This is a genomic window from Synechococcus sp. CBW1108, from assembly GCF_015840335.1.
Classification (GTDB): Bacteria; Cyanobacteriota; Cyanobacteriia; order PCC-6307; family Cyanobiaceae; genus Cyanobium_A.
Genome location: NZ_CP060395.1, coordinates 474,856 through 498,340, shown reverse-complemented (window position 1 = coordinate 498,340; position 23,485 = coordinate 474,856). Strand labels below are relative to the sequence as shown.

Genomic DNA, 23,485 nt, shown 5'->3' with positions numbered 1-23,485 from the left:
ACGGTGAGATCCTTCACTCTGCCTGCGCTGGCTGGGAGGTGGGGACGGCGCAGGCCCGATTGAGGGCCTCCAGGTAGCGCCCCAGGGGTTCGCGGGCCATCACCCGGGCCTCCGCCTCCCGTTGCCATTGGTCGGGGCGATAGAGCAGTTGCAGCTCGCGCCGGTCCCGGCGCCCCAGCTGCCGCAGCAGGGCATCGCTGCCCACCAGGGGGGCGCCCCGCAGGCACAGCGACTGAACCCCATGCCAGCCCTCGTGCAGCAGGGTTTCCAGCTGGTTGCCCTTCGGGCAGACCACCACCTCCCGCCGGCCGCGCACGTACAACCCGAAGAGCTGGGGCTCGGCGCAGCGGGGATGCTCCCGGCGGATCACAAAGCCCCGCTGCTCAAAGGCGGCGATGGCCTCCTGCAGTTTGTCGCCCCTGGCATGGGCCCCCAGGGGCTGCAGGGTCGCCACCCCCAGCAGGGTGGCGCGCAAACCCCCTGCCAGCAGCCTCCAGGCACGGCCGGCCATCTCAATAGGTGTCGACCCGCACCGGCTTGAGCTGCCAGCTCGCCTCCCCCGGTACCAGCTTGTAGCTGATCTGGCGGGTGCCCCCAGTGGGCTTGGCATTGCTATCGCCAGGGCGGTAGATCGGGAATCGGCGGGCCAGGCTGAGCTCCACCACTGCGAATTCATCGTGGCCCTGGTAGCCCTCGGCCGCCTTGCCAGTGAGCTCCGGTAGGTGAATCGTGGAGAGTGAGCGGCGCCCCTTGTTCAGGGCCCAAGCCTCTACCGAGCCGTAGCTGCCGCTGCCGGCACTGGTAATGAACACGTACACCTCGGGCAGTCCGTTGGCATCGAGGTCGGCCACCTCCACGCCGCTGACGCTGCCGAGAATTTCCTGCCGAATCGGGGCAATCGCCCGGGGGGTACCGCTGGTGGCGATGGTGAGCTGCCGCACCGAGCCCTCCCCCTGGCTGCTCACCGTGAAGGTGACGCCCTGTAGGGAGGCCCGAGTGGGGTTGGCGGGTGCTGCCAGGGCGGTGAATACTCCACCGCTGGCCACGGCCGCGGCAATGACGCAACCGAGCAGGCGCGGATAGGAGTGGGTCATGGCAGGGGCGTGAACTCCCTGCAGTGTTGGTGCCCTGCTGCGGCCTGTCATCCCCAGCTCCCGATTTCGCTCTCCAGCGCCTCGGCCAGGGCGGCCACCAACCGCTGGCGGGCCTGGCGGGAAGCCCAGCCGATGTGGGGGGTCAGGATCAGATTTGGCACCTCGTTAAGTGCATCCAACTCGTCGCCTGGGGGCTCCTTGTCGAGCACGTCGAGGGCAGCTCCGGCCAATGCCCCTCTCCTTAGGGCCTCCACCAGGACTGGCAGCTCGATCAGGCCGCCCCGGCCCAGATTCACCAGCACCGCCGAGGACTTCAACCAGCCCAGCCGCTCGGCGTTGAGCAGGCCCCGGGTCGCCGGTGTGAGGGGGGCATGGAGGCTCAGCACATCTGCCTGGCGCAGGGCCGCTTCGAGTTCGCCGGCGCTGCTGCGGCTGGTGATCAGCCGCACCTCCATCCCAAAGGCCTCCGCAACGGCGGCCACGCCCCGGCCGATCGTGCCGGCCCCCACCACCGTGAGCGTGCGGCCGGCCAGTTCGTCGAATTCCGGCTCCACCAGCGAAAAGACTGGGCTGCGTTGCCAGTCGCCCTGCAGCACCTGGCGCCGCCGGGTTTGCAGATCGCAGACCAGCTCGAGGATCAACGCCCAGGTCACCTGCACCACCGAGGCCGTGCTGTAGCGACCTGCATTGCGCACGGCGATGCCGAGCTCGCTGCAGGCCTGGCCATCGATCTGGTCGGTGCCGGTGCTGGCTGCGCAAATCAGCCGCAGCTGGGGCAGTTGCCGCAACAGCTCCCCATCCAGCCGGATCTTGTTGGTGATCGCGATCGCGGCTCCCTGCAGTCGTTCCAGGCGTAGCTCCGGCTGGGTGCTCGGCCAGCAGACCAGCTCGACATGACGCTCCAGGGGAGCCAGGTCTACCGGGCCCAAGCTGAGGGCATCGAGAAAGACGGCCCGGGGTTTACTCATGGCACCTCTTCGCAACTACATCAGTTCTTCGCAACTGCGCCTATTGTTGAGAAGCCTGGGATCATCCTTTGACTGCCCGACTCAGCCCTGGAGCCCAGCTTCCCCCCCCAACCCTTCCCGCTAGTGGGGATGGCCTGCGCACCAGCCTGCACGATCGCGGTCAGCGGCTAACGCCCCAGCGGCAGCGGGTGTTGGCCCTGTTTGAGCGCATTGGTGAAGGTAGCCACCTGGGTGCTGAAGAGGTGCACCAGCGCCTGCTGCGTAGCGAGGAGCGGGTGTCGCTCGCCACCGTGTATCGCACCCTGCGGTTGCTGAGCTCCATGGGGCTGCTGCAGGAGCTGGAGCTGCCCGAGGGTGGGCGCCGCTTTGAGCTGGCCAGTGACGCCCACCGCGACCATCACCATCTGGTGTGTGTCCGCTGCGGCCGCACTGAGGAATTCGAGACCCCGGCGGTGCTTCAGGCCGGGGAGCAGGCTGCGGGGCATCACGGTTTCCGCTTGTTGGAATGTGTGCTTAATGTGCGGGCCCTCTGTCCCAGCTGTGCGGCGGCGGCGTAGGGGCTCGCGCAGGATTTTGCAAATGCGTCAGCCCAGCTGACGGCATCGGCAGGGCTCCTTAGTTTGGGACAGCCAATGCACCCAGGCTTGCCAGCGGCCATCGATGCCTAGCTCCGAGCCCGGCTTTTTGCTTGTTTTTGATCAGGGCCTGGCGGCCCTGGCCATGGCCCTGCGCAGCGTGCTTGAGGCCTTCTCGCTCGCCACGGTGGTGCTTGGTTTGTTGATCACCCTGCGCCAGGCCTGGCGTGCCCGGCGGCGTGGCCCCAGTGCTTTTCAGGCGGTGAGGCTCACCTTTGGCAGCTGGTTGGCGATGGCTCTGGAGTTTCAGCTAGGGGCCGACATCGTCGCCACCTCCACTTCCCCCACCGGAGCCCATTTGGTGCAATTGGGCGTGGTGGCCGTGATCCGCACCTTGCTCAATGTGTTCTTGGCCCGTGATTTGGAGGCCGAAGCATCCCATCGATCCCTCAGCCCGCAGGGGCGCCCATGAATCTCACCAACGAACTGGCCAAGCAACGCAACCGGGATGCGGCCGAACGCACCCTGATGGCCTGGATCCGCACCTGTCTGTCGTTGATCAGTTTCGGCTTCGGTCTCGACAAGATCATTGCTGCGATCGATCGCGCCCTGACCGGAGGTGAGCTGCAAGCCCAGCGGGGAGTCCAGCTGGTAGCCGCGGCCTTTGTGGTCACGGGAGTGCTGGCGATGGCGGGCGCCACGGTCCAGTACCGCCGCGAATTGCGCCGCCTGCAGCACGACGACTACGTCTACCGCGACAAGCCCCAGCTGGCGGCAGCCACCGCTGTGCTGATCACCCTGATCGGGGTGACGGCGTTGGCGCTGGTCGCATTCGGCGGGTGAGCTTTAAAACCCGGACCTTCTGAGATGCTGCCAACCCCTTTCCAGCTGACTTCTGCAACCCTGTTCGCCATCATGTTTTCCCTTGGGGTGGGCCTGCCACTTGAGGGTTTCAGCTGCTGGCAGCAGAACCGGGGCCTGATCCTGCGTGCCCTTGTGGGTACCTGTGTGCTCGTGCCCCTGACGGCCCTGCTGCTGATGTGGTCGCCCACCCTGGCCCTGCCCCAGCCGGCCCGCTTTGCCATTGCCCTGATGGCTGTCTGCCCCAGTGCGCCGTTGTTGATGCGCAAGGCCGCCAAGCAGGGAGGAGATCGCTCGTTGGCGGCCCTGCTTCAGGTGGCCGCTGCCCTGCTGGCCATCGTCTCGATTCCCCTGTTGGGGCTCCTGTTCACCCGTCTGTTCGGTGTTGCTGGCTGGGCCATCCAGCCCCGTCATGTGGCCGGTCAGGTTGCCCTTGCCCAGTTGCTGCCGCTGGTGCTCGGCCTGTTGCTGCGTCGCTTTGCACCCCGCCTGGCAAAGCGGATTGAGCTGCCCCTCGATCGCATCGCCAATGTCCTGCTGCTGACCCTGGTGTTGCTGTTGCTGGTCAAGGCAGGCCCCTTGCTGATGACCTATGTGGGCGCCAACGCCGTTGCCCTGCCGGTGATGGCCGCCATGGTGCTGTTCAGCCTGGCGCTGGGTTACGGCTTGGCGGATCCCGATCCCCGCCAACGGGTGACCCTCGCCCTGGTCACCTCGATGCGCAATCCCGGCCTGGCCCTGTTGCTGGCTTCTACCCATGCCCCCGGGGTGCCGGCCGTGAAGCTGGGAATTTTGGTTTACCTGGTCATAACAATTATTTTATCCATTCCTTTCCTGCGCTGGCAGGCCAGCTTGCGGTGCTGACTTGAGGGGCTCTTACTTGTAGGCCTGACTTGCGCTTTGCGCTGATTTTTTACTTTTGCGCAAATATCCTTTGTGGGATATAGGGCCAGCTCTCCAAGTGCATGTGAAGAAGTGCATTGATCCCCCGCCCTGGCTAGCCCCTATCCCCATCCTCAAAGCAGGTGCAGTTGCCCCCTTCCTTGCCATGCCGAACGGAAAGCCCAACATCCTCATCCTCTGGGGCGATGACATCGGCCAGAGCAACCTGAGCTGCTACAGCCACGGACTGATGGGGTACCAGACCCCCAACATCGACCGGGTGGCAAATGAAGGGGCCAAGTTTGTCCACTACTACGCTGAGCAGAGCTGTACCGCCGGCCGCGCCGCCTTCATCAGCGGGCAGAGCGTCTTCCGCACCGGCCTCTCCAAGGTGGGCCTGCCGGGCGCCGAGCAGGGCTTCAAGGACGAAGATCCCACCATCGCCGAGCTGCTAAAGCCCCAGGGCTACCGCACTGGCCAGTTCGGCAAGAACCACTTCGGCGACCGCGACGAACACCTGCCGACGATGCACGGCTTTGACGAATTCTTCGGCAACCTCTACCACCTCAACGCCGAGGAGGAGCCCGAGCTGCGTGACTACCCCAAAGAGGATGACCCCGAGTTCCCCAACTTCCGCAAGCGCTTCGCACCCCGCGGCGTGCTCCACAGCTGGGCCAATGGCGATGGCAGCCAGCGGATCGAGAGCACCGGAGCGCTCACCCGCAAGCGGATGGAAACCGCCGACGATGAATTTATGGCGGAGGCCGAGCGATTTATCCGCGATGCGGTGGCGTCTGGGGAGCCCTTCTTCGTGTGGTTCAACACCACCCACATGCACTTCCGCACCTACGCGCGCCCGCAGGATGTGGGCCGCAGCGGCCGCTGGCAGTCGGAATATCACGACGTGATGATCTATCACGATGAATGTATCGGCGAAATGCTCGACCTAATCGATGAGCTGGGCATCACCGACGACACGATCGTGATGTACAGCACCGACAACGGCCCCCACATGAATAGCTGGCCCGATGCCGGCATGACTCCCTTCCGCAGCGAGAAGAACACCAACTGGGAAGGGGCTTACCGGGTGCCGGCCATGGTGCGCTGGCCTGGCAAGATTCCAGCCGGCACCAACATCACCGGCATCTGCAGCCACCTCGACTGGCTGCCCACCCTGCTTGCTGCCGCCGGCGAGCCGGAGATCAAGGAAAAGCTGAAAACCGGCTATCAGGTGGGCGAGAAGACCTTCCACATCCATTTGGATGGGTACAACATGCTCGACTACTGGACGGGCCAGGCCGACAAGAGCCCGCGGCGGGAGTTCTTCTACTTCTCCGACGACGGTGATCTGGTGGGCCTGCGCTACGACAACTGGAAGTTTGTGTTCAAGGAGCAGCGGGAGCAGGGAACTTGCCAGATCTGGGCCGAGCCCTTCGTGGAGCTGCGGGTGCCGAAGATTTTCAACCTGCTCACCGATCCATATGAGCGGGCCGACATCACCTCCAACACTTACTGGGACTGGATGTTTGATCACATCTTCCTCCTGGTTCCGGCCCAGACCTATGTGGGCGAGTTCCTCAAAACCTTTGTGGAGTTCCCACCCCGCCAGAAGGCGGCCAGCTTCTCTCTGGAGCGGGTGATGGAAAAACTCGAACAGGCTGCCAGCGGCGGCGGCTGATCCATGCCCTCGAAGCGGCCCCCGGCATCCGGCATGGTGTGGATTCCGGCGGGCTCTTTTTGGATGGGCTCTGACCAGCACTATCCGGAGGAGGCGCCGGCCCACCGGGTGCAGTTGGCGGGGTTCTGGATCGATCGGGCCCCGGTCACCAATGCCCAGTTCCTGAAGTTTGTGAAGGCCACCAGCTACCGAACCCTGGCTGAGAGCTTCGCTGATTCGGCCCTCTACCCCGATGCAGATCCGGCCCAGCTGCACCCGGCCTCGATCGTGTTCGTGCCACCTGCCGGACCCGTAGGGCAGGCCAACCACTACAGCTGGTGGCAGTACGTGCCCGGCGCCAGCTGGCGCCATCCCGAGGGCCCCGGCAGCTCAATCAAGGGCCGCGGCCAGCACCCGGTGGTGCATGTGGCCCACGCCGATGCAGCGGCCTACGCCAGCTGGATCGGCAAGCAACTGCCCACGGAGGAGGAGTGGGAGCGGGCCGCCTGGGGCGGCCGGGAGGGTTGCGAATACGCCTGGGGCGACGAACTCCATCCCGGCGGCGTGCCCGTGGCCAACACCTTTCAGGGTGACTTCCCCCATCACAACAGCTGCCTGGATGGCTGGGAGCTCACCTCGCCAGTCGGCGCGTACCCCGCCAACGGCTACGGCCTGGTGGACATGATCGGCAACGTTTGGGAATGGACCGACAGCTGGTATGGCCCCCATCAGTCAGGGGCGGCCGGATGCTGCGCCGAGGCCCAGAGCGCCCGTCAGCAGGCAAGCATCGACCCCGGCTCCCAGCACGGCGCCGCGCCGCGCAAGGTGGTGAAAGGCGGCTCCTTTCTCTGTGCCCCCAGTTATTGCCGTCGCTACCGGCCTGCGGCTCGTATGGCTCAGGGGATCGACACCAGCACCAGCCACATGGGCTTCCGCTGTATCGTCAGGCCGCCTGGCTTAAATATCACTCAGAGTTTGGATATCACTCAGAGTTGACGTTGCTCGAGGGCCATGGGGATCAGAAGAAGAATTTCAAACCAATTTCCAAGCCATTCTGGTAGCTGCTGAAGCCACTGTCTGGATTGCCACCATTATTGTAATCAAGCCCGAAATAGCGCCAGGAAATGTTCAGATCGGTGCTGTTGCCCATCGCGTAGCCAAGGCCGATCTGGGCATTGCCGGAGAGATCTTTGGCGCCGCCCAGCCCAAAGCCACCGATATCAGCGCGGGCAAAGGCCCGCAGCCGCGGTGAGAGAAACAGGCTGGCCTGGGTGCCCAGCAGGGGTTGGGCCCAGGTGCGGCCGAAGTTGCCCTGTCGTTGAACGCTGAGAATGTTGCCCAGATCAACCTGGGCAGCCACATCCATTTGGGCATCAATGACGCGAATGCCGGCGTAGGGGATCAGGCTGAATTGTCCGGCTGTGCCCACCGCCGCCTCTGGCTCCCCAAAGCGATAGCGCACTGCCAGGTCGTAGATGCCCTGGCTGACATTCACACTCGCCCGGCCGGTGAGCAAGCCGTTGGGGGTGGTGGCCCCCTCCTCCTGGCCGAGCTTGGTGTAGCTCAGGTCGGTGAGCACACCCCAGCGACCCTTTTCCACACTGCCTCGTACAGCCGTAATCCACTGGAGATTGTCTAGAACCTGGTCCAGGTTCAGTACGGCCTCAGTGGTCACGCTGCGGTTGTTTTGGGTTACAACCGTGGTTGTGGTGTCGAGCCTCAGGGGCACTGGCCCATAGAGCTCGACGCTGCTGCGCCAGGGCTCGGCCTTGGCAGGGGTAGCTGCGATGCAGAGGCAGGCAGCTGCAGATAAGGCAGAACTTTGCGAGAAGCGCAATAACTTGGCTGGCATTGATAGTTGGTGACTTGTGCGAACTAAGTAGGGGCTCAGGAGTTTCTGCAGCGATGATTGGCTGGATTTTGACCTGCAAAAAAGCCCGCGGAGTTTTCCGCGGGCCCGAGAGCATCAGGGCCTTGAGCCCGGCGTGGCAACCTCAGGCCGACCCGTAGGCCACCTGGCAGGCGGCATTGAGCAGCTCGGCTTCAGCGGCACTGTTGGGGTCTTGGCCATTGATGGTGCCACGCTTGCAGTTGGCATTGAGCTGGTACTCAGAGCCGTCCACCTTGATCACGAAGCTGACCGAATCGCTGCTCGTCGGTTGGACCGTTCCGTAGAGCAACTCGAAGTTCGTGTTGGCCACAACAATGTAGTCGTTGTGGGCGTCAATGGCGTTGCTGACGGCGTTGTTAATGATGGCTGCGGTGGTCAGGCTGGCGATTCCCCAGGTTGCAGCCCGCGCGCTCCACCAACCCCAGCTCGGAGGGGTGCTCCAGCCGCCATACCAGCCGTGGTTCCAGGGCCGAGCCACCCCCCAACCGGGCCGGGCCCAGCCGGGATAGGTGTTGACGCGGTTGACGTTGCGGCTCCAGTTCCGATTGATATCGCGGTTTACGTTGCGATTGACATCCCTGTTCACGTTCCTGTTCACATCCCGGCTGATGCTGCGGTTGCCATCCCGTTTCAGGTCGCGGGTTGCGGGTTTGTCCCGAGTGGCCATGCGGTCACCGCTGCCGATTGAGCCGCCGGGGCGAGACCCCGCTGCCTGACGGTTGGCGGCGGCCGGACGGGTCGACGCTGCGGGGCGATTGAGAGATGGTCTCCCGCCCATTTGGGCCCTGGTGCTCCAACCCCCTGCGGGCTTGGTGGAGCCGCGGTTAAGTCCGGGGCCGCTGTTGCTGAAGCCGCTGTGGCCGCCGGCCTTGCGACCGCCACCTCCACCACCGGCGCCACCCAAACGGCCGCCACCGCCAGCGCGGCCGCCACCCCCACCGCGAGCCACCAGTTGGTCGAACAGGGCGGCGGTGCTGTTCTCCGCCAAGGGGCGCTCAAAGGCCAGGGCTGCCCCCATGGGCAGGGCCATTACACCTGTCATCGCACCGGCCAACACCAGGCCGAATCCCGCCAGGGGGCCGTTTAGGGAGTTTCTCATTGGCCGATCCCCTTGCAGCCGTCGTCGTAGCAGGTGAGGTTGATCCGGCCGTCGGCGCCAAACTGCACCTTGATCAGATCCCGGCCGGCGGTGGTGTCGGGACGATCTTCCCTAACGCTGTTGAGGTAGTTGGGGTTGATGGCACAGAGATCCCGACCGTTGAAGCAGATCGTGTTGGTGGAAAAGCGCGCCGCTGCGTTGTCTAGGTTTTTCCAGGTTTTGGTGCCCTCGACCCAGACACTCATCCGCACGGGGCTGTCGGTGACGCGGATCGTCTCCACGGTTTTGCCGATGATGTGGCGGTAGAGGGTGGCGCTGCCCTCGTTGACGGCCTCAATGACGCAAGCCTGGGGTGCCCCGCCCTTGACGCTGCACTTGGTGTCGAGTTTGTAGAGCGTGTCCGACTGGGCCAGGGCGGGAGCTGCAGCTAAGGCGGTTGCAGCTAAACCTGTGGCAGCTGCGGCCAGCAGGCCGATCCGGCGGCAGGGCCAGCTGGGCAGAATCTTGCGGTTCACCATGAATAAGTACTCCCCAGCATTGGTGGGAAACAACCATATCTTGACCAGGGCGAAGCTATTTGGCAGCGGCCTGTTGCGTAGGGCCACAAAGCATGGATCTGCAGCAACATGATGTTGCCCTGGCAGTAAAAGTTGGCAAAAAACGCAATCAGTGACTGGCTCTAGCCAGTTACGGCTCCATCTTTGGGGCTTTTGTGCAGCCGAGCTGGGGTGTCACCCGCGCCAAGCCCGGTTGCAATTGACAGTTGTTACTGAGAATCGCTTGCAAAAGGGGCGGGGGCTTGTTTAGGTTGCGAGTCATTCGCAATAGGCCCCCTCCCCTTTGGCCATGAGTTTTCGCTTCCTTCCCGACGATCCCGCCCCTGCCGTGCGCATGCCGGCAGGTCAGACCGTGCTGCTGGATCCGGCTCGCGGGCCGAGTGGCAGCTGCATCGAGGTGCTCGAGGGGGTGGCCCGTGTCTATTGCCCCTGTGAGGAGACAGAGGGCATGACCCTCGCCTTCCTGCAGGCCGGCGACCAGCTCTGTACGGATCGCCTCTGCAGTGAGGGCGTCTGCGTCGAGGCCCTCACCCCCTTGAGTTTCCGCAGCGATGCCGAACCCCGTCAGGGTGAAGGGTTTGATGCCGTGAACGAATGGACCCTGCAGCTCTTGCGCATCCGCCACCTGGGCAGCGCCGAGCAGCGCCTGCATGCCCTGTTCGGGCTGCTGGTTCGCCGCTTGGGGCGCCGTTGCGGAAGTTGGTGTGATCTGCCCTTCCGTCTCACCCATGAGCGCATCGGTGAATTGATCGGCACCACTCGGGTCACGACCACCCGCCTGATTTCCCGCATCCGTCAGGCCCGCTTGATCGAGGCTCCGGTCGGTGAACCCGGCATGCGCCTGGCCCCGGAATTGATTGAAACTGCTCCCCTGGCTGCGGCCTGAGTTCTGCCATGCCCAGTCCGATCCCCCCAAGTAGCTCCCCACCATCGGAGAGCCTGGTCGCCAGCCTCTGCCGGGAAGCCGACCGGTTACGTTGCCGCGCCCGGCAGGTGGTCGGTGACATCGGCCGCTGCCGCGAGGAGGGTTTGGTGGACCGCCTGCAGCAGGAGCTCCAGCTTCTGCAGGGTCGCCGCCTAGAGCTCCAGGCCAGCGCCAAGCAGCTGTCCCGCACCAGGGCCGTGCGGGACAATCTTGCCGTCGCCTTCCTCGATGAGCTGACCCGACGTCCCCTGGCCTGCTGAATTAGGCCAGAGAAGCTGGGGCATGTTTGCCCTCGCTCAGTTCGCCATCGATCACCAGCATGGCTGCAGGGTTGGTCTGGGCAAAACGGATCCGGCCGAGCAGGTGGGCGGCCTCATGTTCGGAAGCGATCTGACCCTGCACCATTGGATCGAGGAACACGGTGGAGCGCACATCTGAGGCCCGCTCCGCCATGACGTAGAGCTGTTGCAACGAGCTGGTGACGTCGGCTTCCAACTGGAAAATGGCAGCAAAGATCTCTTCGGCATTGCGCCATTGCTGCATTGGCGCGGCTAACGCCTCAAGAGATACGGTCTGGCCGCGGGCCAGCAGGTAGTCGGCCAGCTGGGCGGCATGCTGTTGCTCATTACCGGCTTCCCCTTTGAGGTATTCGCAGAAGCCCCGCAGTTCCCGTTCTCCAAACCAGATCGCCATGGCCCAGTAGGCCGTGCTGGCCTGGCGTTCCATGGTGAGGTGCTGTTGCAATCCCTCCAGCAAGCTGGCGTCCATCGGTTGGGCCATGGCCCGGCCGGCCGGACCAGTGGCCACTGCATGGGTGGCGATGTTGGATTGCTCCATCGGCTCAGCGTTGCAACTGGCCTGACAGTAGCGATGGCTTCCCGATTGCTTGACGTCACAAATGGCACAACGGCCCGTAACAGGGGCCGCAGGGATCGATCACACTGGCCCAAGGGGGGTGGGCGATCCATAGGCTGGAACCAATCCCAAGCTTCCGATTGAGGTTTCCAGCATGGCCGCACCCCTTGGCCCCTGTCACGACACCCCGCCCCCCCTGGGGAAGCGGGGACCCAGCGCCGACAAGCACAAGGGGTGCAAGCAAAGCAAATGCTCGAAGTGGAAGGGCGGCAAGTGCCGCTGCGGCCGGGATTAGGAGGGGATGCGAGGAGGGCTTGGCGGGTCTGGGCTTCAGTCCCGCCGCTCAAGCGTCGGCACCAGGGCGAGGGCTGCAACCAAGCCAAGCGCCATGATCAGTAGCGCCGGGGCCATGGCTGCCCCCACCCGTTCATCGCTGGCGTACTGAAACACCCGCACCGCCAGGGTGTCGAAGTCGAAGGGACGCAGGGCCAGCGTGATCGGCAGTTCCTTCACCACATCGACAAAAACCAGCAGGCTGCCCACCAGCAGTGGGCCCCTCAGGAGCGGTAGGTGAATGCGGCGGAGCACCCCCTGCCAGTTGCAGCCAAGGCTGGCGGCCGTTTCGTCGATGCTTGGAGGAATGCGCTCCAGGCCGGCATCAAGCCCCTGTTTGGAAACGGCCATGAAGCGGTCGCCGTAGCCCCACAGCAGCAGCAGCACCGGACTAATTCCCAGCGGTCCTCCCAGCACAATCAGGCCCAGGGCCAGCACGCTGCCGGGGATGGCGTAGCCCAGGCCGGCCAGGAAGCTGAGCTGCTGCACGAGGGGTTGGGGGCTCCAGCGGCGGCAGATGGCCAGCAGCAGCGCGCCCATGCCGGTGAGCCCTGTCGCCAGCAGCGCCAAGCCGAGGCTGCGGCTGGCGAGCTGGGTGAGTTCCCCGATCGACTCTGCCGCCAGGGCTTGCCAGCCCTGCTGGACCCACAGCACCGGGATCGCCAGGGCGCAGAGCGGGGGCAGGGCCGTCACCAGCTGGGCCAGCAGGGCCCGCCAGCCCCGCAGCTGCCAAACGTGTTCGGCAGCGTCACGGCCCTCGAGGTTCCAGCGGCGGCTGCGCTGGCGGAGCAGCCGCTCGCCTGTGATCAACAGGGCGACGATCGCCAGCGCCGCCAAGGAGAGCAGGGCCGCCCCCTGGGGGTTGCCATCCACCTGCCAGCGATCGAGGATTCCGGCCGAGAGGCTGGGCACCCCCAGCAGGCGTACGGCGCCCAATTCATTCACCACCTCCATGGCGCTGAGGGCCACACCAGCGCCGATGGAGGGCAGGGCGATGGGTAGCGCCACCCGAAAGAAGCTGGACCAGGGCCCCACACCCAGGCTGCGACTGGCCTCGAGCAGCCGCCGGCCACTGACGGAGAAGCTTTCGGTGCTGAGCAAGAAGACATAGCTGTAGTTGGCCAGGGTGAGCAGCAGCACGGCCCAGCCGAGGCCGTGGATGCGCAGCCCCCGATAACTGGCCCAGTCGATCAGGCTGGCGGCCAGCAGATAGGCCGGAAAGGCCATAGGCACCAACTGGGCGATGCGCAGCCAGCGGCGTCCAGGGAAGCGGCAGACCGCCGTGAGCCAGCCGATGGCCGTGCCCAAAATGGCCCCGAGAAAGCCTTCTCCGGCGACGAGCAACAGGGTTCCTCGCATCTGCTCAACCCCATCGACACCCAGGGCTAGGCCGCCAGGCCCTTCGCCAAAGAGGGCACCGCCCAGCAAGCTGAGCAGGGGGGCCAGGGCCAGCAGGCTCACCAACACAACCCCGCCCACCAGAATCCAGCGGCTCGCGCGGGGCGGTGGAGCACTGGCGGCTGCAGGGCTGGTAGCTGCCGTCTGCATCAAAATCGAAATCGCCTCCAGGCCCTATTTCCAGCCAGCTTGTGCCATCAGCTCCACCGCCTCGCGGTTGCGCCTCCCCAATTGCTCCATCGAGACTGATGACGCCTTGAACGTGCCGAAGGCCTTCAGGGTGGGATTGTTGCCCCAGCCTTTGAGCGGATACTCGTCGTTGGCCGAGGCATAGCCCTCGCCGGAGCTGGGCGAGGCGAGGAATTCCAGCAGCTTGCGTGCACCTTCAGGGTTTCTGGCGCTGTTGGTCACACCCCCGGCGGTGATGTTGATGTGGGTGGGATTGGGCCACACCACCTTCACCTTGGCGGCCGCTGCGCGATCAGCCCCATTGTCACCCCGCAACATGCGGGCCAGGTAGTACTGGTTCGCGATCGCCGCCCCACATTGGCCCAGGCCGACGGCGCGCAGCATCGGGGTGTCAGATGTGAACAGCGGCTCTTTGACGTTGGCCACCATTCCCTTAATCCATTGCTGGGTGGCTGGCTTGCCGCGCCGCACCAGTTCGTCGGCTGTGAGTGATTGGTTGTACACACTTGCCCGGTTGCGCAGGCAGAGCTTGCCCTTGAGTTCGCTGCGGCTGAGATCGGCGTAGGTGCGGATCAACTTGGGATTGACCAGGGCTGGGTTCACCATCACCGGCCGTGCCCGGCGGGTGAGCGCAAACCAGCGGCCGGCCGGGTCCCGCAGGTTGGCAGGCACGTCCTTGTTGAGTTCGGCGGAGCGGATGGTTTGGAACAAGCCCAGCTCCTGGGCCCGGTAGACCCGTGCGGCATCTACCAGCACCAGCAGGTCGGCCTTGCTCTTGCTGCCTTCGCTGCGCAGACGCTGGATCAATTCATCGTCCTTTCCTTCCAGCAGATTGACCCTGATGCCGGTGCGACGGGTGAACTCGGCGTAGAGCTGTTTGTCGGTGTTGTAGTGGCGCCCGGAGTAGACGTTGACGTCTTTGGGCCCAGCCTGGGCGAGGCTAGCTACACCAATGGCGCTAGCCAGGGTGGTGGCTGCCAAGGCGCCCATGCCGATCGGAATGCTGAGATCGCGGAAAAACAGGGGTCTCATGGTGTTATGGAAAATCGGCGTCCAAGCACGCAAGGGATGCAGGCAGTGGTTTCAAGCTACGGATTTGTTGGGCTGCAGCTGCGTGATCAAAGGGAGTCTTCGGCGTAACAATTGCTACGCCGAAGCGGGCTGATGATCAGAAGCGGAACTGGGTTAGGATCACGCCTCCCCAGAGGTCTTTGTCGTTGACCTGGTTGGAGTTATTGGAGATGTAGAAGAGCCCCGGAGTGATCGAGATGTTGTCGGTCACCTGGAACTTGTAGAACAGCTCCAGGGAGAGGGGATCCTCCACGGCAGGGCCGGCACTGGGGTTCTGGCCGATGGCGATGCCGGCAGAATTACCCTTGACAAAGGCATCGTCCCACTGCAGCGCAACCGACCAGGACTGGGAGTTGGCCGCGCCACCGCTTCCCCCGCTGATATCGGTGAAGCCGTAGCTGGCGCTGATGGAGGGGATTATTCCGGTGTTGGGTGGTTGCCAGAAGCCGGCGATGGAGAAGTTGTTGGAGATCTGGTCATTCACCAGCGAGTTAAAGGCGGTGCCGTTGGCATTGATCGTGCGGGTGCCGGTGGTGCCGTTGCGGTAGGCAACAGCAGCGCCCCAGTTGGGTCCCTTGTAACCGAGCTGGGCGGTGGTGTTGAGCTTGCCCGCGCTGTCAAAGATGCCGGATGTGGAGAGTTCTCCGTCCTGGGCGATGAAGTTGACGGAGGTATTCCAGAAGCCCTTACCTTTGGCCACGGATTGCTTCCACACCGCCCCAAAGCCAGCTCCGGTTGCCTTGTTGTACACGCCCGGTGTGCCGGCAACGGAGAAGAAGTCGAGCAGCTGGGAGCGGTAGGCGGTGGGAATGAAGGCAAGGGTTTCGGTGTTGCGCATTAGCGCGCCGGCGGTAAGGGTGAACTGCTTGCCGACCGGGAACTGGTAATAGAGGCGATCGATGGTGATGGTGTCGAGCCCATTGATGCCGCCGGTACCCGCATTGGTGCTGGAGGCCTTATCTAGTTTGAAGAGGCTGTCGCCGGCGTTGAAGGGGCTGGCGGCGGTGAAATTGGCGGAGCGCAGGCGAGTTTTCAGCAGATCCTTACCGGTGAAGCTGGTATCGAGGTTGAGACGGAGGTCGTAGTTGAAGGTGGTGCGGTCTTGGTTGCCGGTGGTATTGCCGTCGTAATCAGGCACACCACCGAGGATAAAGTTCACCTCACCTTTGAGCTTGGTGGTGGTGGAGAACTGCTGGGCCTCCAGGGTGCCAACCTTGGCCTCGAGGCCATCGACGCGGCCTTTGAGCACGGCGAGTTCTTTTTTGAACTCGTCCATCAGCCGTTGCAGCTCATCGGTTACCTCGGTGACCCGATCGAGGCAGGCGTTGAGCAGGGCGGCCGCCTCAAAACGGCTCATGGGCTGCCCGCCCTTATAGGTGCCATTGGGATAGCCGGCCACGCAGCCGTACTTCTCCACCAAGTTGGAGAGAGCCTGATAGGCCCAGTCGGTGGGGCGCACATCGGCAAACTGGTTGACGCTGGTGACCTGGTTGCGGGAACGCCAGGCCTTGAGCTCGTCAATTTCCTGCTGCTCCATGTAGTCATTGATGGCCTCGCGGCCATTCGGCGACCCCAATTCAGCCGCGGCTGCGGTTTCAGGGGCGATCACGGCAGGAAGCACCAAGCCAAGGGCGGCTGGTGCCAGCAGCATGCGCTGGAACGGATTCATGAACTCCTCACAACAGAAGTAAGTGGATTCCCAAAGGAATCAACTGGGTTCTCTTCTATTGGATCCTGCCCGCCAAGGCGCAAGATCTTGATTCAAATCCAGGTATCAAAAGTCACGTGCTGTGGTGTGCCCTCTTGATGATGGCTTCAGCTTTTCTTGGCCCTCTCCCACCGGCGACTCTCTGAACTGGTGGGCTCGACCCGTTCAACGGTGACTCGGGTGATGTCCCTGTTGCGTAAGAGATCGGCCTTGCTGAGCTGTGATCAACAGATGGGCCTGCTGTTTGATCCAGCTTTCCTGGAGGATTAGCAGGTTTCAGCCAGGGTTAGTGGTGGCGGCGCACGGGCACGGGCACCAAAACCGGCTGCATCAAGCCACCGCCGCCGTTGTCGTCATCGGAGTCGGTGGTGAGCCACAAGGCCAGACCGAAGAGGGCAAGTACGCCAGAGCAGAGAATCAGTTCAGCCATAGCGTCAAGATTTGCTAACAGCACCCTAGCCAGGTTGGCCGGCTTCTGCTCAGGCGAAGCCCTTACCGGCATTCTTGGCAACGCAGAGCTGCAGCTGGCGGCGGATTTGGTCGTGGTTGAGGTTCTTGCCGATCAGCACGATCTGGTTCTTGCGGGTGGCGTCGGGCCAGTTGGAGTCGTCGATTGAGAAGCGCTTGCCGGCCAGGTGGAACACGTGCCGCCGCTCGCTCTCGTTAAACCAGAGGATCCCCTTGGCGCGAAACACCTCGGCGGGCAGCTGATTGTCGAGGAAGTTCTGGAATTTGCGCAGGGCAAAGGGACCGTCGGCCGCAAACGACAGCGAGGTGTAGCCCTCTATCGCGGCATGGTCGGGATGGGCGGCGTGCTCGTGGGAGTGTTCATGTTCGTGCTCGCAGTGGCCATGGTCGTGATCGCAGGCGCTGTGGTCTTCCGGCTCGGGGCTGGACAGCTGCTGGGCCACGATCTTGTCGCTTTCAAACAGGCCCACACTCAGCAGCAGGGGTAGGGGCACCTCCCCCTTCACCGAGCGGAGGATGCGGGCGTCGGTTTTGAGCTCACGCAGCTGGGTCTCCAGGGCGCTCAGGCGCTCTTCGCTCACCAGGTCGCACTTGTTGAGCAGCAGCATGTCGCTGTAGACGATCTGGGCTCGGGCCACCTCTCCTTCCAGCAGCTCGGCGCTGAAGTTTTCCGCATCCACCAGGGTGATGATCGAGTCGAGCCTGGTGGCATCGCGCAGGTCGCTGCCCAGGAAGGTCATGGCCACCGGCAGGGGGTCGGCCAGGCCGGTGGTCTCCACCACCAAATAGTCGACCGGCTCGGGGCGATCCAGGATTCGATAGACGGCCTCGAGGAGCTCGCCGTTGATCGAGCAGCAAATGCAGCCATTGCTCAGCTCGACCATGTCTTCACCGGTGGCGACGATCAGGTCGTTGTCGATGCCGATCTCGCCAAATTCATTCACCAGCACGGCCGTTTTCAGGCCCTGCTGGTTGCTGAGGATGTGGTTGAGCAGGGTGGTTTTCCCCGCCCCCAGGAAGCCGGTGAGGATGGTTACCGGCAGGCCTGTGGGGGCTGCTGCCATCACGTTGGATTCGCTGGCGCTGGCGGTCATTGAGTTGGGAGCTGCCGAATTGAGTTGACCCTAGGAAGGGCGCCATCGCCCCTGGCTCAGAACCGGAAGCTGGTTTTGATCAGGGCGCCGACCTGGTTGCCGCCTGCTTGATTCCCCCCCGGATTGTTGAGCACGAAGATTGCCGGGGTCACGGAGATGGAATCGCTGACCTGCCACTGGTACCACCACTCCCAAGCCCACACGCCGGATTCGCTGGCCGCCCCATTGCGGGTAGCGGTGGCAAAGGCGGGTTGGCCCACCCCCATGCCAAAGCTGTTGCCCTCCGCCAGCACATCGTTCCACTGCAGGCCCACCATCCACGACTGGCTGGTGCGCAGGTCTGAGCCGGAGCTGCCGTTGACGCCGTAACCAGCGCTGATCGAGGGCAGCCAGCCGCTCTCGGCCGGCTGCCAGAAGCCGCTGATGCCAAAGGCATTGGTGTTGACGCCGTTCTCCTCGATCTGGGTGGTGATGAACGGGGTGGCACCGGGCACAGCCACACCGGCCTCGACATAGGAATAGATCGCCGCGATGCCCCAGTTTTCCTGGCCGTAGCCCAGCTGCACGGTGCTGGTGCCTGCTGACGTGCTGCTGAACAGGCCCTGGGAGGAATCGGCCCCATTGCCCGCCACGTAATTGGCGCTCACGCTCCAGCCGTTGTCTTGCCACCAGAGGCCAAAACCGGGGCCGAGGTTTTTGTTGTAGGCCAGCGGTGCACCGTTGAGGGTGAGCACGTTGAGGATGGTGTCGCTGGGGTAGGCGCTGGGCCAGAGGGCGAGCATGTCTTCCTGACCCACCCGGCCGCCGAGGGTGGCGGTGAACTGGCCACCGATCGGAGACTGCCCAAGCGGGAACTGGTAAAAGATCTTGTCGATGCCCACCACGTCGGGGCCTCCCTCTTCCTGAAAGGCGATCTCCAGGGTGGACAGGCCGATGTTGAAGGCGTTGCGCGTGGTGTCAAAGTTGCCGGCCCGCAGCACCGTGCGCAGCAGATCCTTGCCGGTGAAGCTGGTGTCGAGGTTGAGCTGCAGGTCGTAGTTGAACGTGACCCGCTCACCGGCGGGATTGTTGCTCACCCCACCCACCATGAAGGTGGCCAGGCCAGAGAGCTTGGTGGTGGTGGAGAACTGGCTGGCCTCGATTTGGCCCGCTTTTGCTTCGAGGCCATCTGTGCGGCCCTTGAGCACGGCCAGTTCCTGCTTGAACTCGGCCATCAGGCCCTTGAGCGTGTCGGTCACTTCAGTGACCCGATCGAGACAGGCGTTGAGCAGGGCGGCGGCCTCGAAGCGGGTCATGGCTTGGCCACCTCTGAAGGTGCCATTCGGGTAGCCGGCGACGCAGCCGTATTTCTCCACCAGGTTGGTCAGGGCCTGATAGGCCCAGTCGGTGGGGCGCAGATCGGTGAACTCGCTGATGCTGGTGATCTGTTCAGCGCCCGGGGGAGCAGCGGCATAGCGGTGAATTGCATGGCGGTGCAGTGCCTCGAGATTGGCCTCGGTGGCGCTGGCCACCAGGGGCGCCAGTAGCGCCAGGGCAGTCGATGGGATTATCAATGAGGCGCGAATGTCCATTGATTGGATTGGTTCTGTTTAGATGGCTTTCCAGCGCTGGTTCAGGGCCTGCTCGCCGGATGGGTCGCAGCGGCCGCCCAGGCCGTTGACGATCAGGCAGGTGTTGGCGGTGAGGGTGGCCACCAGGTTGCCGTTGCCGCCAGGTTCCGGTGCGAGGCCATCGGCCACCAGCGGCTCGGCGGCGATGGGCACACCGCTGAGGCTGCTGACCCGCTGCAGCGCCTTGTCCGCCGGCAGCTGTTCGGCGAACAGCATCGGCACCCGCTCGCGCCGCAAACGCTCCACCACGGCCTGGAACGCCTGGGGGCGCAGGTTTGCGCTGCTGCTGGTGGCATCCACCACCGCCAGCTCCTGCAGTCCGTAGGCCCGGGCCAGGCTGGCAAAGGCCCGGTGGCCCGTGGCCAGGGGCGTGGCGGCGGGAATGGTGGCCAGTTGTTTGCGGTTCCAGGCGTCGAGCTGCTGCAGCGTTGCCGTCATCGCCTTGGCCCGGGCGGTGATGCGCTCCTGGGCAGCGGGTTTGAGCTGGCTGAGTTGGCGGGCTACCTCCGTCACCAGGGCGGCCGCCTGTTGGGGATCGTGCCACACATGGGGATCCCGATCGCCATGCGCATGGCCTGCCGCATCGAGGTGCTCGTGGGGCTGGTGGGAATCGGCGGCCGGTGGCTCTGCCTCCAGGACGGGGCTGTTGGGTACGGACAGCTCGGCTACGGCCACGGTTTTGGTCTTGCTTGTTCCCGGCTTGTCCGCGCTGGCCAGGGCTGGGGTGAGGCCGTAGCCGTTGATCAGCACCAGCTGGGCCTGGCTGAGCTCCCGGCTCTGCTGGGGCGTCAGCCGGAATTGATGGGGGTCGTCGCCCGGCTGCAATAGGCAGCTCACCCGCAGATCGCCTGCGGCCAGGCGTTGGGTGATGTCGCAAAGAACGCCATCGGCGGCGATCACCTCTGGGGGGCGGACTGGCTGGCAGGCCTGCAAGGCCAGGGCCCCTGCCAGGGCAACGCTGGTGACCGTCCAGTGGAGAGAGTGGAATCGGTGCATCACGGGCGCAGAGCAGCCAGGCCTAGGGATGCTGGAACGATAATGGTTCTCGCTGCCGGTCTTCTACCCGCTCTCAGCTCAGCAGGGCTGCGGCGTGGTGGCGCAGGTGGTCGTCAATGAAGCTGGACACGAAGAAAAAGCTGTGGTCATAGCCGGCCTGGTGCCGCAGGGTTAGGGGATGGTCGCTGGCTGTAGCGGCGGCTTCCAGGGCCTCGGGTTGGAGCTCGCTGGCGAGGAACGGATCGGCACTGCCCTGGTCCACCAGCAGCGGCAGGGGCCGGCCATCTGGACCCACCGGTCCCCGGCCGGCAGTGAGCAGCGCGCTGGCGTCCCAGGCCTGCCAGGTTTGGTGGTCGCTGCCCAGCAGATAGCTGAAAGCCTTCTGGCCCCACGGGCAGCGGGCGGGATTGGCGATCGGAGCCAAGGCAGAGACAGAGGAGTAACGGCCTGGATGGCGCATGGCACCCACCAGGGCGCCGTGGCCTCCCATGGAGTGGCCGCTGATGCCGCGCCGGTTGTTGATCGGCAGCTGGGCCTCCACCAGCTCCGGCAGTTCCACGGTTACGTAGCTGTGCATGCGGTAGTGCCGGCTCCAGGGCGCCTGGCTGGCATCCACATAGAAGCCGGCGCCGTGGCCGAAGTCCCAGCTGCCTTCGGGATCAGAAGGAACCTTTTCGCCGCGGGGGCTGGTGTCGGGCGCCACCAGGGCCAGACCCAACTCGGCGGCCAGCCGCTGGGCGCCGGCCTTCTGCATGACGTTTTCGTCTGTGCAGGTGAGGCCTGAGAGCCAGTAAAGAACCGGCACCCGGGCCCCCTCGAGGGCTTGGGGCGGCAAGAACACAGCAAACACCGTGTCGCTTGCCAGCTCACGGGAGTGGAAGCGGTAGCGGCGATGCAAGCCAGCAAAGCAGCGGTTTTCGACCAATAGTTCGAGCATGGCGATCAGGCAGAGCGGGGGCTCAGAAATGGATCACTGAGCGGATGCTCTTGCCCTGCTGCATCAGCTCAAAGGCGTGGTTGATCTGCTCGAGCCCCATGGTGTGGGTGATGAAGGTGTCGAGGGGAATCAGGCCCTGTTGGAATTCCTCCACAAATCCCGGCAGCTGGCTGCGGCCCTTCACGCCTCCGAAGGCCGAGCCGCGCCACACTCGCCCGGTGACGAGCTGGAAGGGCCGGGTGCTGATCTCCTCGCCGGCGCCAGCCACGCCGATGATCGTCGACTCGCCCCAGCCCTTGTGGCAACTCTCTAGGGCGGCGCGCATCACCTCAACGTTGCCGATGCATTCAAAGGAGTAATCCACCCCGCCTTCGGTGAGCTCGAGGATCACCTGCTGGATCGGAGCGTCGAACTCGCGGGGATTGATGCAGTCGGTGGCGCCGAGCTGGTGGGCGATGGCGAATTTCTCCGGGTTCACATCGATGCCGATGATCCGCGCGGCGCCGGCCATCACCGCGCCGATCACCACCGCCAGCCCAATGCCGCCCAGCCCGAAGACAGCCACAGTGCTGCCGGGTTCCACCTTGGCGGTGTGCCGCACGGCGCCGATGCCGGTGGTGACGCCGCAACCCAGCAGGCACAGCTTCTCCAGGGGGGCCGCTTTGTTGATCTTGGCCACGGCGATCTCCGGCAGCACGGTGTACTCAGAAAAGGTGGAGGTGCCCATGTAGTGGTGCAGCATCCGGCCGTCTTTGAACAAACGGCTGGTGCCATCGGGCATCACCCCCTGGCCCTGGGTGGTGCGGATCGCTTGGCAGAGGTTGGTCTTGCCAGAGCGGCAGAATTTGCAGCTGCCGCACTCCGGCGTGTACAGGGGGATCACGTGGTCGCCCACGGCGACCGAGGTGACACCGGGGCCGATCTCCACCACGATGGCGCCTCCCTCGTGGCCCAGCACGGCTGGGAACAGGCCCTCGGGATCGGCGCCTGAAAGGGTGTAAGCGTCGGTGTGACACACGCCGGTGGCCACCACCCGTAGCAGCACCTCACCGGCATGGGGCGGGGCCACATCGATCTCGGTGACCTCCAGGGGCTGGCCCGGGGCCCAGGCAACGGCGGCGCGGGAGCGGATCATCGCTGTGGGGGTGAGGGGAGCTCCATCTTCGGGCGCGGGCTTTGGTGCAGAGGCCTAGTTAGGTTCGGGGCTGGGTGGAAGGCCGAGCGTGTCCCTTGAGGTGAGCCAGCTGCGTGTGCGCCGTGGCTCCGATCTGGCTCTTGAGGGCGTCAACTTCGCGCTCGAGCCCGGCACCCTCACCGCCCTGGTGGGCCCTAACGGCGCCGGCAAAAGCACCTTGCTACAGGCCATCGAGGGTCAGCTGCCGATCGAGTGTGGTTCGATCCGGCTCGATGGGCAGGAGTTGACGCCGTCCCTGGCGCGACAGCAGTTGGCCCTGATGCCCCAGCGGGGGGAGATCGCCTGGAATTTTCCCATCACCGTGCGCGAGCTGGTGGCCCTCGGCCGGTTGGCGGCCCATCGCCCTGGCTGTTGTGATGTGGAGGCAGCCCTGCAGCGGGTGGGTTTGGCGGGCTTGGCTGGCCGGCGTCTGGATCAACTTTCAGGCGGCCAGCAGCAGCGGGCCCTGCTGGCCCGCACCCTGGTGCAGCCGGCCCGCCTGCTGCTGCTTGATGAGCCCTGCGCGGCCATCGATCCCCCCTCCCGCACCGAGCTGCTCAAGGTGATGGGCCAGCTGCGCGATGCCGGCCTCACCCTGCTGGTGAGCAGCCACGACTGGGGCAGCGACCTCGACGCCTATGACCGGGTGCTGGTGCTCGATCGTTGCCTGCTCGCCGAGGGCACACCGGCAGAGGTGCGTCACGCCCTTGGCGACCTGCGGGTGGGCAACCACTGCTGCGGTTAGCTGGCCTGGCGTTGTTGCCAGCTCTGGCAGAGCCCGAAGAACTCCAACGTATGGAAGAGCAATTGGAAGCCCTCTGCCTGCTCCTGGTGGAGGTGCACCTTGGGCATCGGACAGCACTCCAGCACCACCGTGGTGCCGCAATCAATGCAGGTGAGGTGGTGTTCGTCCCGATCGGTGGGTGCGAAGAGGGCCTCCCCACTGGGCAGATGGCGGCAGCGGATCAGGCCCCGCTGCTGCAGTTGGCGCAGGTGTCTGTATACCGTGGCCAGGCCCATCGGTTGGGCCCCCTGGCGCAGCAGGGCGTGCAGCTCTTGGCCGGAGAGTTCCCGGTCGGCTTGGCTCAACGCAGCCAGCAACAGCTGCTGGCGATCGCTTGGGGCGGCAACCTGGGTGGACAT

Annotated in this window: 27 protein-coding genes; 10 read left to right on the top strand and 17 right to left on the bottom strand. The window is 64.5% G+C overall.

All coding sequences use genetic code 11. The annotated features are described in order from the left end of the window. Positions 1–13: 13 nt before the first annotated feature. From H8F27_RS02625 to H8F27_RS02615, 3 genes are read right to left on the bottom strand one after another with little or no spacing between them, the layout of a single operon-like run. Complete coding sequence (locus H8F27_RS02625; protein WP_197151052.1) at positions 14–475, bottom strand: hypothetical protein; 462 nt, start codon at positions 473–475, stop codon at positions 14–16. 37 nt (positions 476–512) lie between these two features. Beyond that, complete coding sequence (locus H8F27_RS02620; RefSeq protein WP_197151050.1) at positions 513–1,145, bottom strand: PliI family lysozyme inhibitor of I-type lysozyme; 633 nt, start codon at positions 1,143–1,145, stop codon at positions 513–515. Continuing rightward, positions 1,142–2,062, bottom strand: a complete 921-nt coding sequence (locus H8F27_RS02615) for an NAD(P)-dependent oxidoreductase (RefSeq protein WP_197151048.1) — start codon at positions 2,060–2,062, stop codon at positions 1,142–1,144. Before H8F27_RS02615 ends, H8F27_RS02620 begins: the two co-directional genes overlap by 4 nt. Before the next feature lie 68 nt (positions 2,063–2,130). Here H8F27_RS02615 and H8F27_RS02610 point away from each other — a divergent pair, with 68 nt between their 5' ends. From H8F27_RS02610 to H8F27_RS02585, 6 genes are all read left to right on the top strand, one after another. Then, the gene (locus tag H8F27_RS02610) at positions 2,131–2,619 is read left to right on the top strand and encodes a Fur family transcriptional regulator (RefSeq protein WP_370594459.1); all 489 of its coding nucleotides are present in this window, start codon (positions 2,131–2,133) and stop codon (positions 2,617–2,619) included. Between the two features lie 103 nt (positions 2,620–2,722). Beyond that, positions 2,723–3,109, top strand: a complete 387-nt coding sequence (locus H8F27_RS02605) for a DUF1622 domain-containing protein (RefSeq protein WP_197151047.1) — start codon at positions 2,723–2,725, stop codon at positions 3,107–3,109. After that, a complete protein-coding gene (locus H8F27_RS02600; protein WP_197151046.1) occupies positions 3,106–3,480 on the top strand; it encodes a YidH family protein in 375 nt (124 codons plus the stop codon). Before H8F27_RS02605 ends, H8F27_RS02600 begins: the two co-directional genes overlap by 4 nt. Positions 3,481–3,504: 24 nt before the next feature. Further along, positions 3,505–4,362: a bile acid:sodium symporter family protein gene (locus H8F27_RS02595; RefSeq protein WP_197151045.1), complete on the top strand. Its 858-nt coding sequence runs from the start codon at positions 3,505–3,507 to the stop codon at positions 4,360–4,362. Positions 4,363–4,546: 184 nt separating this feature from the next. After that, a complete protein-coding gene (locus H8F27_RS02590; RefSeq protein ID WP_197151044.1) occupies positions 4,547–6,058 on the top strand; it encodes an arylsulfatase in 1,512 nt (503 codons plus the stop codon). 3 nt (positions 6,059–6,061) lie between these two features. Then, entirely contained in the window at positions 6,062–7,033 is a 972-nt protein-coding gene (locus H8F27_RS02585) for a formylglycine-generating enzyme family protein (RefSeq protein WP_231596476.1), read from the top strand. 22 nt (positions 7,034–7,055) lie between these two features. Here the strand turns inward: H8F27_RS02585 and H8F27_RS02580 are convergent, their stop codons facing one another. The 3 genes from H8F27_RS02580 to H8F27_RS02570 all read right to left on the bottom strand — a co-directional run bounded on the left by H8F27_RS02580 (position 7,056) and on the right by H8F27_RS02570 (position 9,542). Continuing rightward, complete coding sequence (locus H8F27_RS02580; RefSeq protein WP_197151043.1) at positions 7,056–7,889, bottom strand: hypothetical protein; 834 nt, start codon at positions 7,887–7,889, stop codon at positions 7,056–7,058. A gap of 142 nt (positions 7,890–8,031) precedes the next feature. After that, the gene (locus tag H8F27_RS02575; RefSeq protein ID WP_197151042.1) at positions 8,032–9,027 is read right to left on the bottom strand and encodes a hypothetical protein; all 996 of its coding nucleotides are present in this window, start codon (positions 9,025–9,027) and stop codon (positions 8,032–8,034) included. Continuing rightward, on the bottom strand, positions 9,024–9,542 hold the full coding sequence (locus tag H8F27_RS02570; protein WP_231596475.1) for a hypothetical protein: 519 nt from the start codon (positions 9,540–9,542) through the stop codon (positions 9,024–9,026). Before H8F27_RS02570 ends, H8F27_RS02575 begins: the two co-directional genes overlap by 4 nt. Before the next feature lie 331 nt (positions 9,543–9,873). On the opposite strand from H8F27_RS02570, the gene H8F27_RS02565 reads away from it, so the two are divergent. Together H8F27_RS02565 and H8F27_RS02560 are read left to right on the top strand one after the other, a co-directional pair. Beyond that, entirely contained in the window at positions 9,874–10,470 is a 597-nt protein-coding gene (locus H8F27_RS02565) for a Crp/Fnr family transcriptional regulator (protein WP_197151040.1), read from the top strand. 8 nt (positions 10,471–10,478) lie between these two features. Next, a complete protein-coding gene (locus tag H8F27_RS02560) occupies positions 10,479–10,769 on the top strand; it encodes a hypothetical protein (protein ID WP_197151038.1) in 291 nt (96 codons plus the stop codon). 1 nt (position 10,770) lies between these two features. On the opposite strand, the gene H8F27_RS02555 is transcribed toward H8F27_RS02560, so the two are convergent. The 4 genes from H8F27_RS02555 to H8F27_RS02540 form a co-directional block, all read right to left on the bottom strand. Next, positions 10,771–11,346 carry a ferritin gene (locus H8F27_RS02555; RefSeq protein ID WP_197151037.1) on the bottom strand — a complete coding sequence of 192 codons (576 nt, stop codon included), beginning with the start codon at positions 11,344–11,346 and terminating at the stop codon, positions 10,771–10,773. Positions 11,347–11,694: 348 nt separating this feature from the next. Next, entirely contained in the window at positions 11,695–13,245 is a 1,551-nt protein-coding gene (locus H8F27_RS02550) for an iron ABC transporter permease (RefSeq protein WP_197151035.1), read from the bottom strand. Between the two features lie 24 nt (positions 13,246–13,269). Continuing rightward, positions 13,270–14,316, bottom strand: a complete 1,047-nt coding sequence (locus H8F27_RS02545; RefSeq protein WP_197151033.1) for an extracellular solute-binding protein — start codon at positions 14,314–14,316, stop codon at positions 13,270–13,272. A gap of 136 nt (positions 14,317–14,452) precedes the next feature. Continuing rightward, positions 14,453–16,024, bottom strand: a complete 1,572-nt coding sequence (locus H8F27_RS02540) for an iron uptake porin (protein WP_197151031.1) — start codon at positions 16,022–16,024, stop codon at positions 14,453–14,455. Positions 16,025–16,180: 156 nt separating this feature from the next. On the opposite strand from H8F27_RS02540, the gene H8F27_RS18165 reads away from it, so the two are divergent. Next, positions 16,181–16,333 (top strand): helix-turn-helix domain-containing protein, encoded by a 153-nt coding sequence (locus H8F27_RS18165; protein WP_197151026.1) that lies wholly within the window; start codon positions 16,181–16,183, stop codon positions 16,331–16,333. 16 nt (positions 16,334–16,349) lie between these two features. Here the strand turns inward: H8F27_RS18165 and H8F27_RS02530 are convergent, their stop codons facing one another. The 6 genes from H8F27_RS02530 to H8F27_RS02505 all read right to left on the bottom strand — a co-directional run bounded on the left by H8F27_RS02530 (position 16,350) and on the right by H8F27_RS02505 (position 22,303). After that, on the bottom strand, positions 16,350–16,493 hold the full coding sequence (locus H8F27_RS02530) for a hypothetical protein (RefSeq protein WP_197151025.1): 144 nt from the start codon (positions 16,491–16,493) through the stop codon (positions 16,350–16,352). Between the two features lie 49 nt (positions 16,494–16,542). Then, on the bottom strand, positions 16,543–17,625 hold the full coding sequence (locus H8F27_RS02525; RefSeq protein ID WP_197151024.1) for a GTP-binding protein: 1,083 nt from the start codon (positions 17,623–17,625) through the stop codon (positions 16,543–16,545). Between the two features lie 56 nt (positions 17,626–17,681). Beyond that, positions 17,682–19,196 carry an iron uptake porin gene (locus H8F27_RS02520; protein ID WP_197151020.1) on the bottom strand — a complete coding sequence of 505 codons (1,515 nt, stop codon included), beginning with the start codon at positions 19,194–19,196 and terminating at the stop codon, positions 17,682–17,684. A gap of 18 nt (positions 19,197–19,214) precedes the next feature. Beyond that, a complete protein-coding gene (locus H8F27_RS02515; protein WP_197151018.1) occupies positions 19,215–20,231 on the bottom strand; it encodes a metal ABC transporter substrate-binding protein in 1,017 nt (338 codons plus the stop codon). 73 nt (positions 20,232–20,304) lie between these two features. Beyond that, positions 20,305–21,168 carry an S-formylglutathione hydrolase gene (gene fghA / locus H8F27_RS02510; RefSeq protein ID WP_197151016.1) on the bottom strand — a complete coding sequence of 288 codons (864 nt, stop codon included), beginning with the start codon at positions 21,166–21,168 and terminating at the stop codon, positions 20,305–20,307. A gap of 22 nt (positions 21,169–21,190) precedes the next feature. Next, positions 21,191–22,303: an S-(hydroxymethyl)glutathione dehydrogenase/class III alcohol dehydrogenase gene (locus tag H8F27_RS02505; protein WP_370594458.1), complete on the bottom strand. Its 1,113-nt coding sequence runs from the start codon at positions 22,301–22,303 to the stop codon at positions 21,191–21,193. 100 nt (positions 22,304–22,403) lie between these two features. Between H8F27_RS02505 and H8F27_RS02500 the strand changes: the two genes are divergently transcribed. Continuing rightward, positions 22,404–23,087 (top strand): metal ABC transporter ATP-binding protein, encoded by a 684-nt coding sequence (locus H8F27_RS02500; RefSeq protein ID WP_231596474.1) that lies wholly within the window; start codon positions 22,404–22,406, stop codon positions 23,085–23,087. On the opposite strand, the gene H8F27_RS02495 is transcribed toward H8F27_RS02500, so the two are convergent. After that, positions 23,084–23,485 (bottom strand): transcriptional repressor, encoded by a 402-nt coding sequence (locus H8F27_RS02495; protein ID WP_197151013.1) that lies wholly within the window; start codon positions 23,483–23,485, stop codon positions 23,084–23,086. The two genes, H8F27_RS02500 and H8F27_RS02495, sit on opposite strands and share 4 nt — an antisense overlap.

Excerpts from the sequence above, each read along its gene's own strand:
- H8F27_RS02620 (WP_197151050.1), bottom strand. The coding sequence starts at position 1,145 with ATGACAGGCCGCAGCAGGGCACCAACACTGCAGGGAGTTCACGCCCCT.
- H8F27_RS02615 (WP_197151048.1), bottom strand. The coding sequence starts at position 2,062 with ATGAGTAAACCCCGGGCCGTCTTTCTCGATGCCCTCAGCTTGGGCCCG.
- H8F27_RS02605 (WP_197151047.1), top strand. The coding sequence starts at position 2,723 with ATGCCTAGCTCCGAGCCCGGCTTTTTGCTTGTTTTTGATCAGGGCCTG.
- H8F27_RS02600 (WP_197151046.1), top strand. The coding sequence starts at position 3,106 with ATGAATCTCACCAACGAACTGGCCAAGCAACGCAACCGGGATGCGGCC.
- H8F27_RS02595 (WP_197151045.1), top strand. The coding sequence starts at position 3,505 with ATGCTGCCAACCCCTTTCCAGCTGACTTCTGCAACCCTGTTCGCCATC.
- H8F27_RS02590 (WP_197151044.1), top strand. The coding sequence starts at position 4,547 with ATGCCGAACGGAAAGCCCAACATCCTCATCCTCTGGGGCGATGACATC.
- H8F27_RS02585 (WP_231596476.1), top strand. The coding sequence starts at position 6,062 with ATGCCCTCGAAGCGGCCCCCGGCATCCGGCATGGTGTGGATTCCGGCG.
- H8F27_RS02580 (WP_197151043.1), bottom strand. The coding sequence starts at position 7,889 with ATGCCAGCCAAGTTATTGCGCTTCTCGCAAAGTTCTGCCTTATCTGCA.
- H8F27_RS02575 (WP_197151042.1), bottom strand. The coding sequence starts at position 9,027 with ATGAGAAACTCCCTAAACGGCCCCCTGGCGGGATTCGGCCTGGTGTTG.
- H8F27_RS02565 (WP_197151040.1), top strand. The coding sequence starts at position 9,874 with ATGAGTTTTCGCTTCCTTCCCGACGATCCCGCCCCTGCCGTGCGCATG.
- H8F27_RS02560 (WP_197151038.1), top strand. The coding sequence starts at position 10,479 with ATGCCCAGTCCGATCCCCCCAAGTAGCTCCCCACCATCGGAGAGCCTG.
- H8F27_RS02555 (WP_197151037.1), bottom strand. The coding sequence starts at position 11,346 with ATGGAGCAATCCAACATCGCCACCCATGCAGTGGCCACTGGTCCGGCC.
- H8F27_RS02550 (WP_197151035.1), bottom strand. The coding sequence starts at position 13,245 with ATGCAGACGGCAGCTACCAGCCCTGCAGCCGCCAGTGCTCCACCGCCC.
- H8F27_RS02545 (WP_197151033.1), bottom strand. The coding sequence starts at position 14,316 with ATGAGACCCCTGTTTTTCCGCGATCTCAGCATTCCGATCGGCATGGGC.
- H8F27_RS02540 (WP_197151031.1), bottom strand. The coding sequence starts at position 16,024 with ATGAATCCGTTCCAGCGCATGCTGCTGGCACCAGCCGCCCTTGGCTTG.
- H8F27_RS02530 (WP_197151025.1), bottom strand. The coding sequence starts at position 16,493 with ATGGCTGAACTGATTCTCTGCTCTGGCGTACTTGCCCTCTTCGGTCTG.
- H8F27_RS02525 (WP_197151024.1), bottom strand. The coding sequence starts at position 17,625 with ATGACCGCCAGCGCCAGCGAATCCAACGTGATGGCAGCAGCCCCCACA.
- H8F27_RS02520 (WP_197151020.1), bottom strand. The coding sequence starts at position 19,196 with ATGGACATTCGCGCCTCATTGATAATCCCATCGACTGCCCTGGCGCTA.
- H8F27_RS02515 (WP_197151018.1), bottom strand. The coding sequence starts at position 20,231 with ATGCACCGATTCCACTCTCTCCACTGGACGGTCACCAGCGTTGCCCTG.
- fghA (WP_197151016.1), bottom strand. The coding sequence starts at position 21,168 with ATGCTCGAACTATTGGTCGAAAACCGCTGCTTTGCTGGCTTGCATCGC.
- H8F27_RS02505 (WP_370594458.1), bottom strand. The coding sequence starts at position 22,303 with ATGATCCGCTCCCGCGCCGCCGTTGCCTGGGCCCCGGGCCAGCCCCTG.
- H8F27_RS02495 (WP_197151013.1), bottom strand. The coding sequence starts at position 23,485 with ATGTCCACCCAGGTTGCCGCCCCAAGCGATCGCCAGCAGCTGTTGCTG.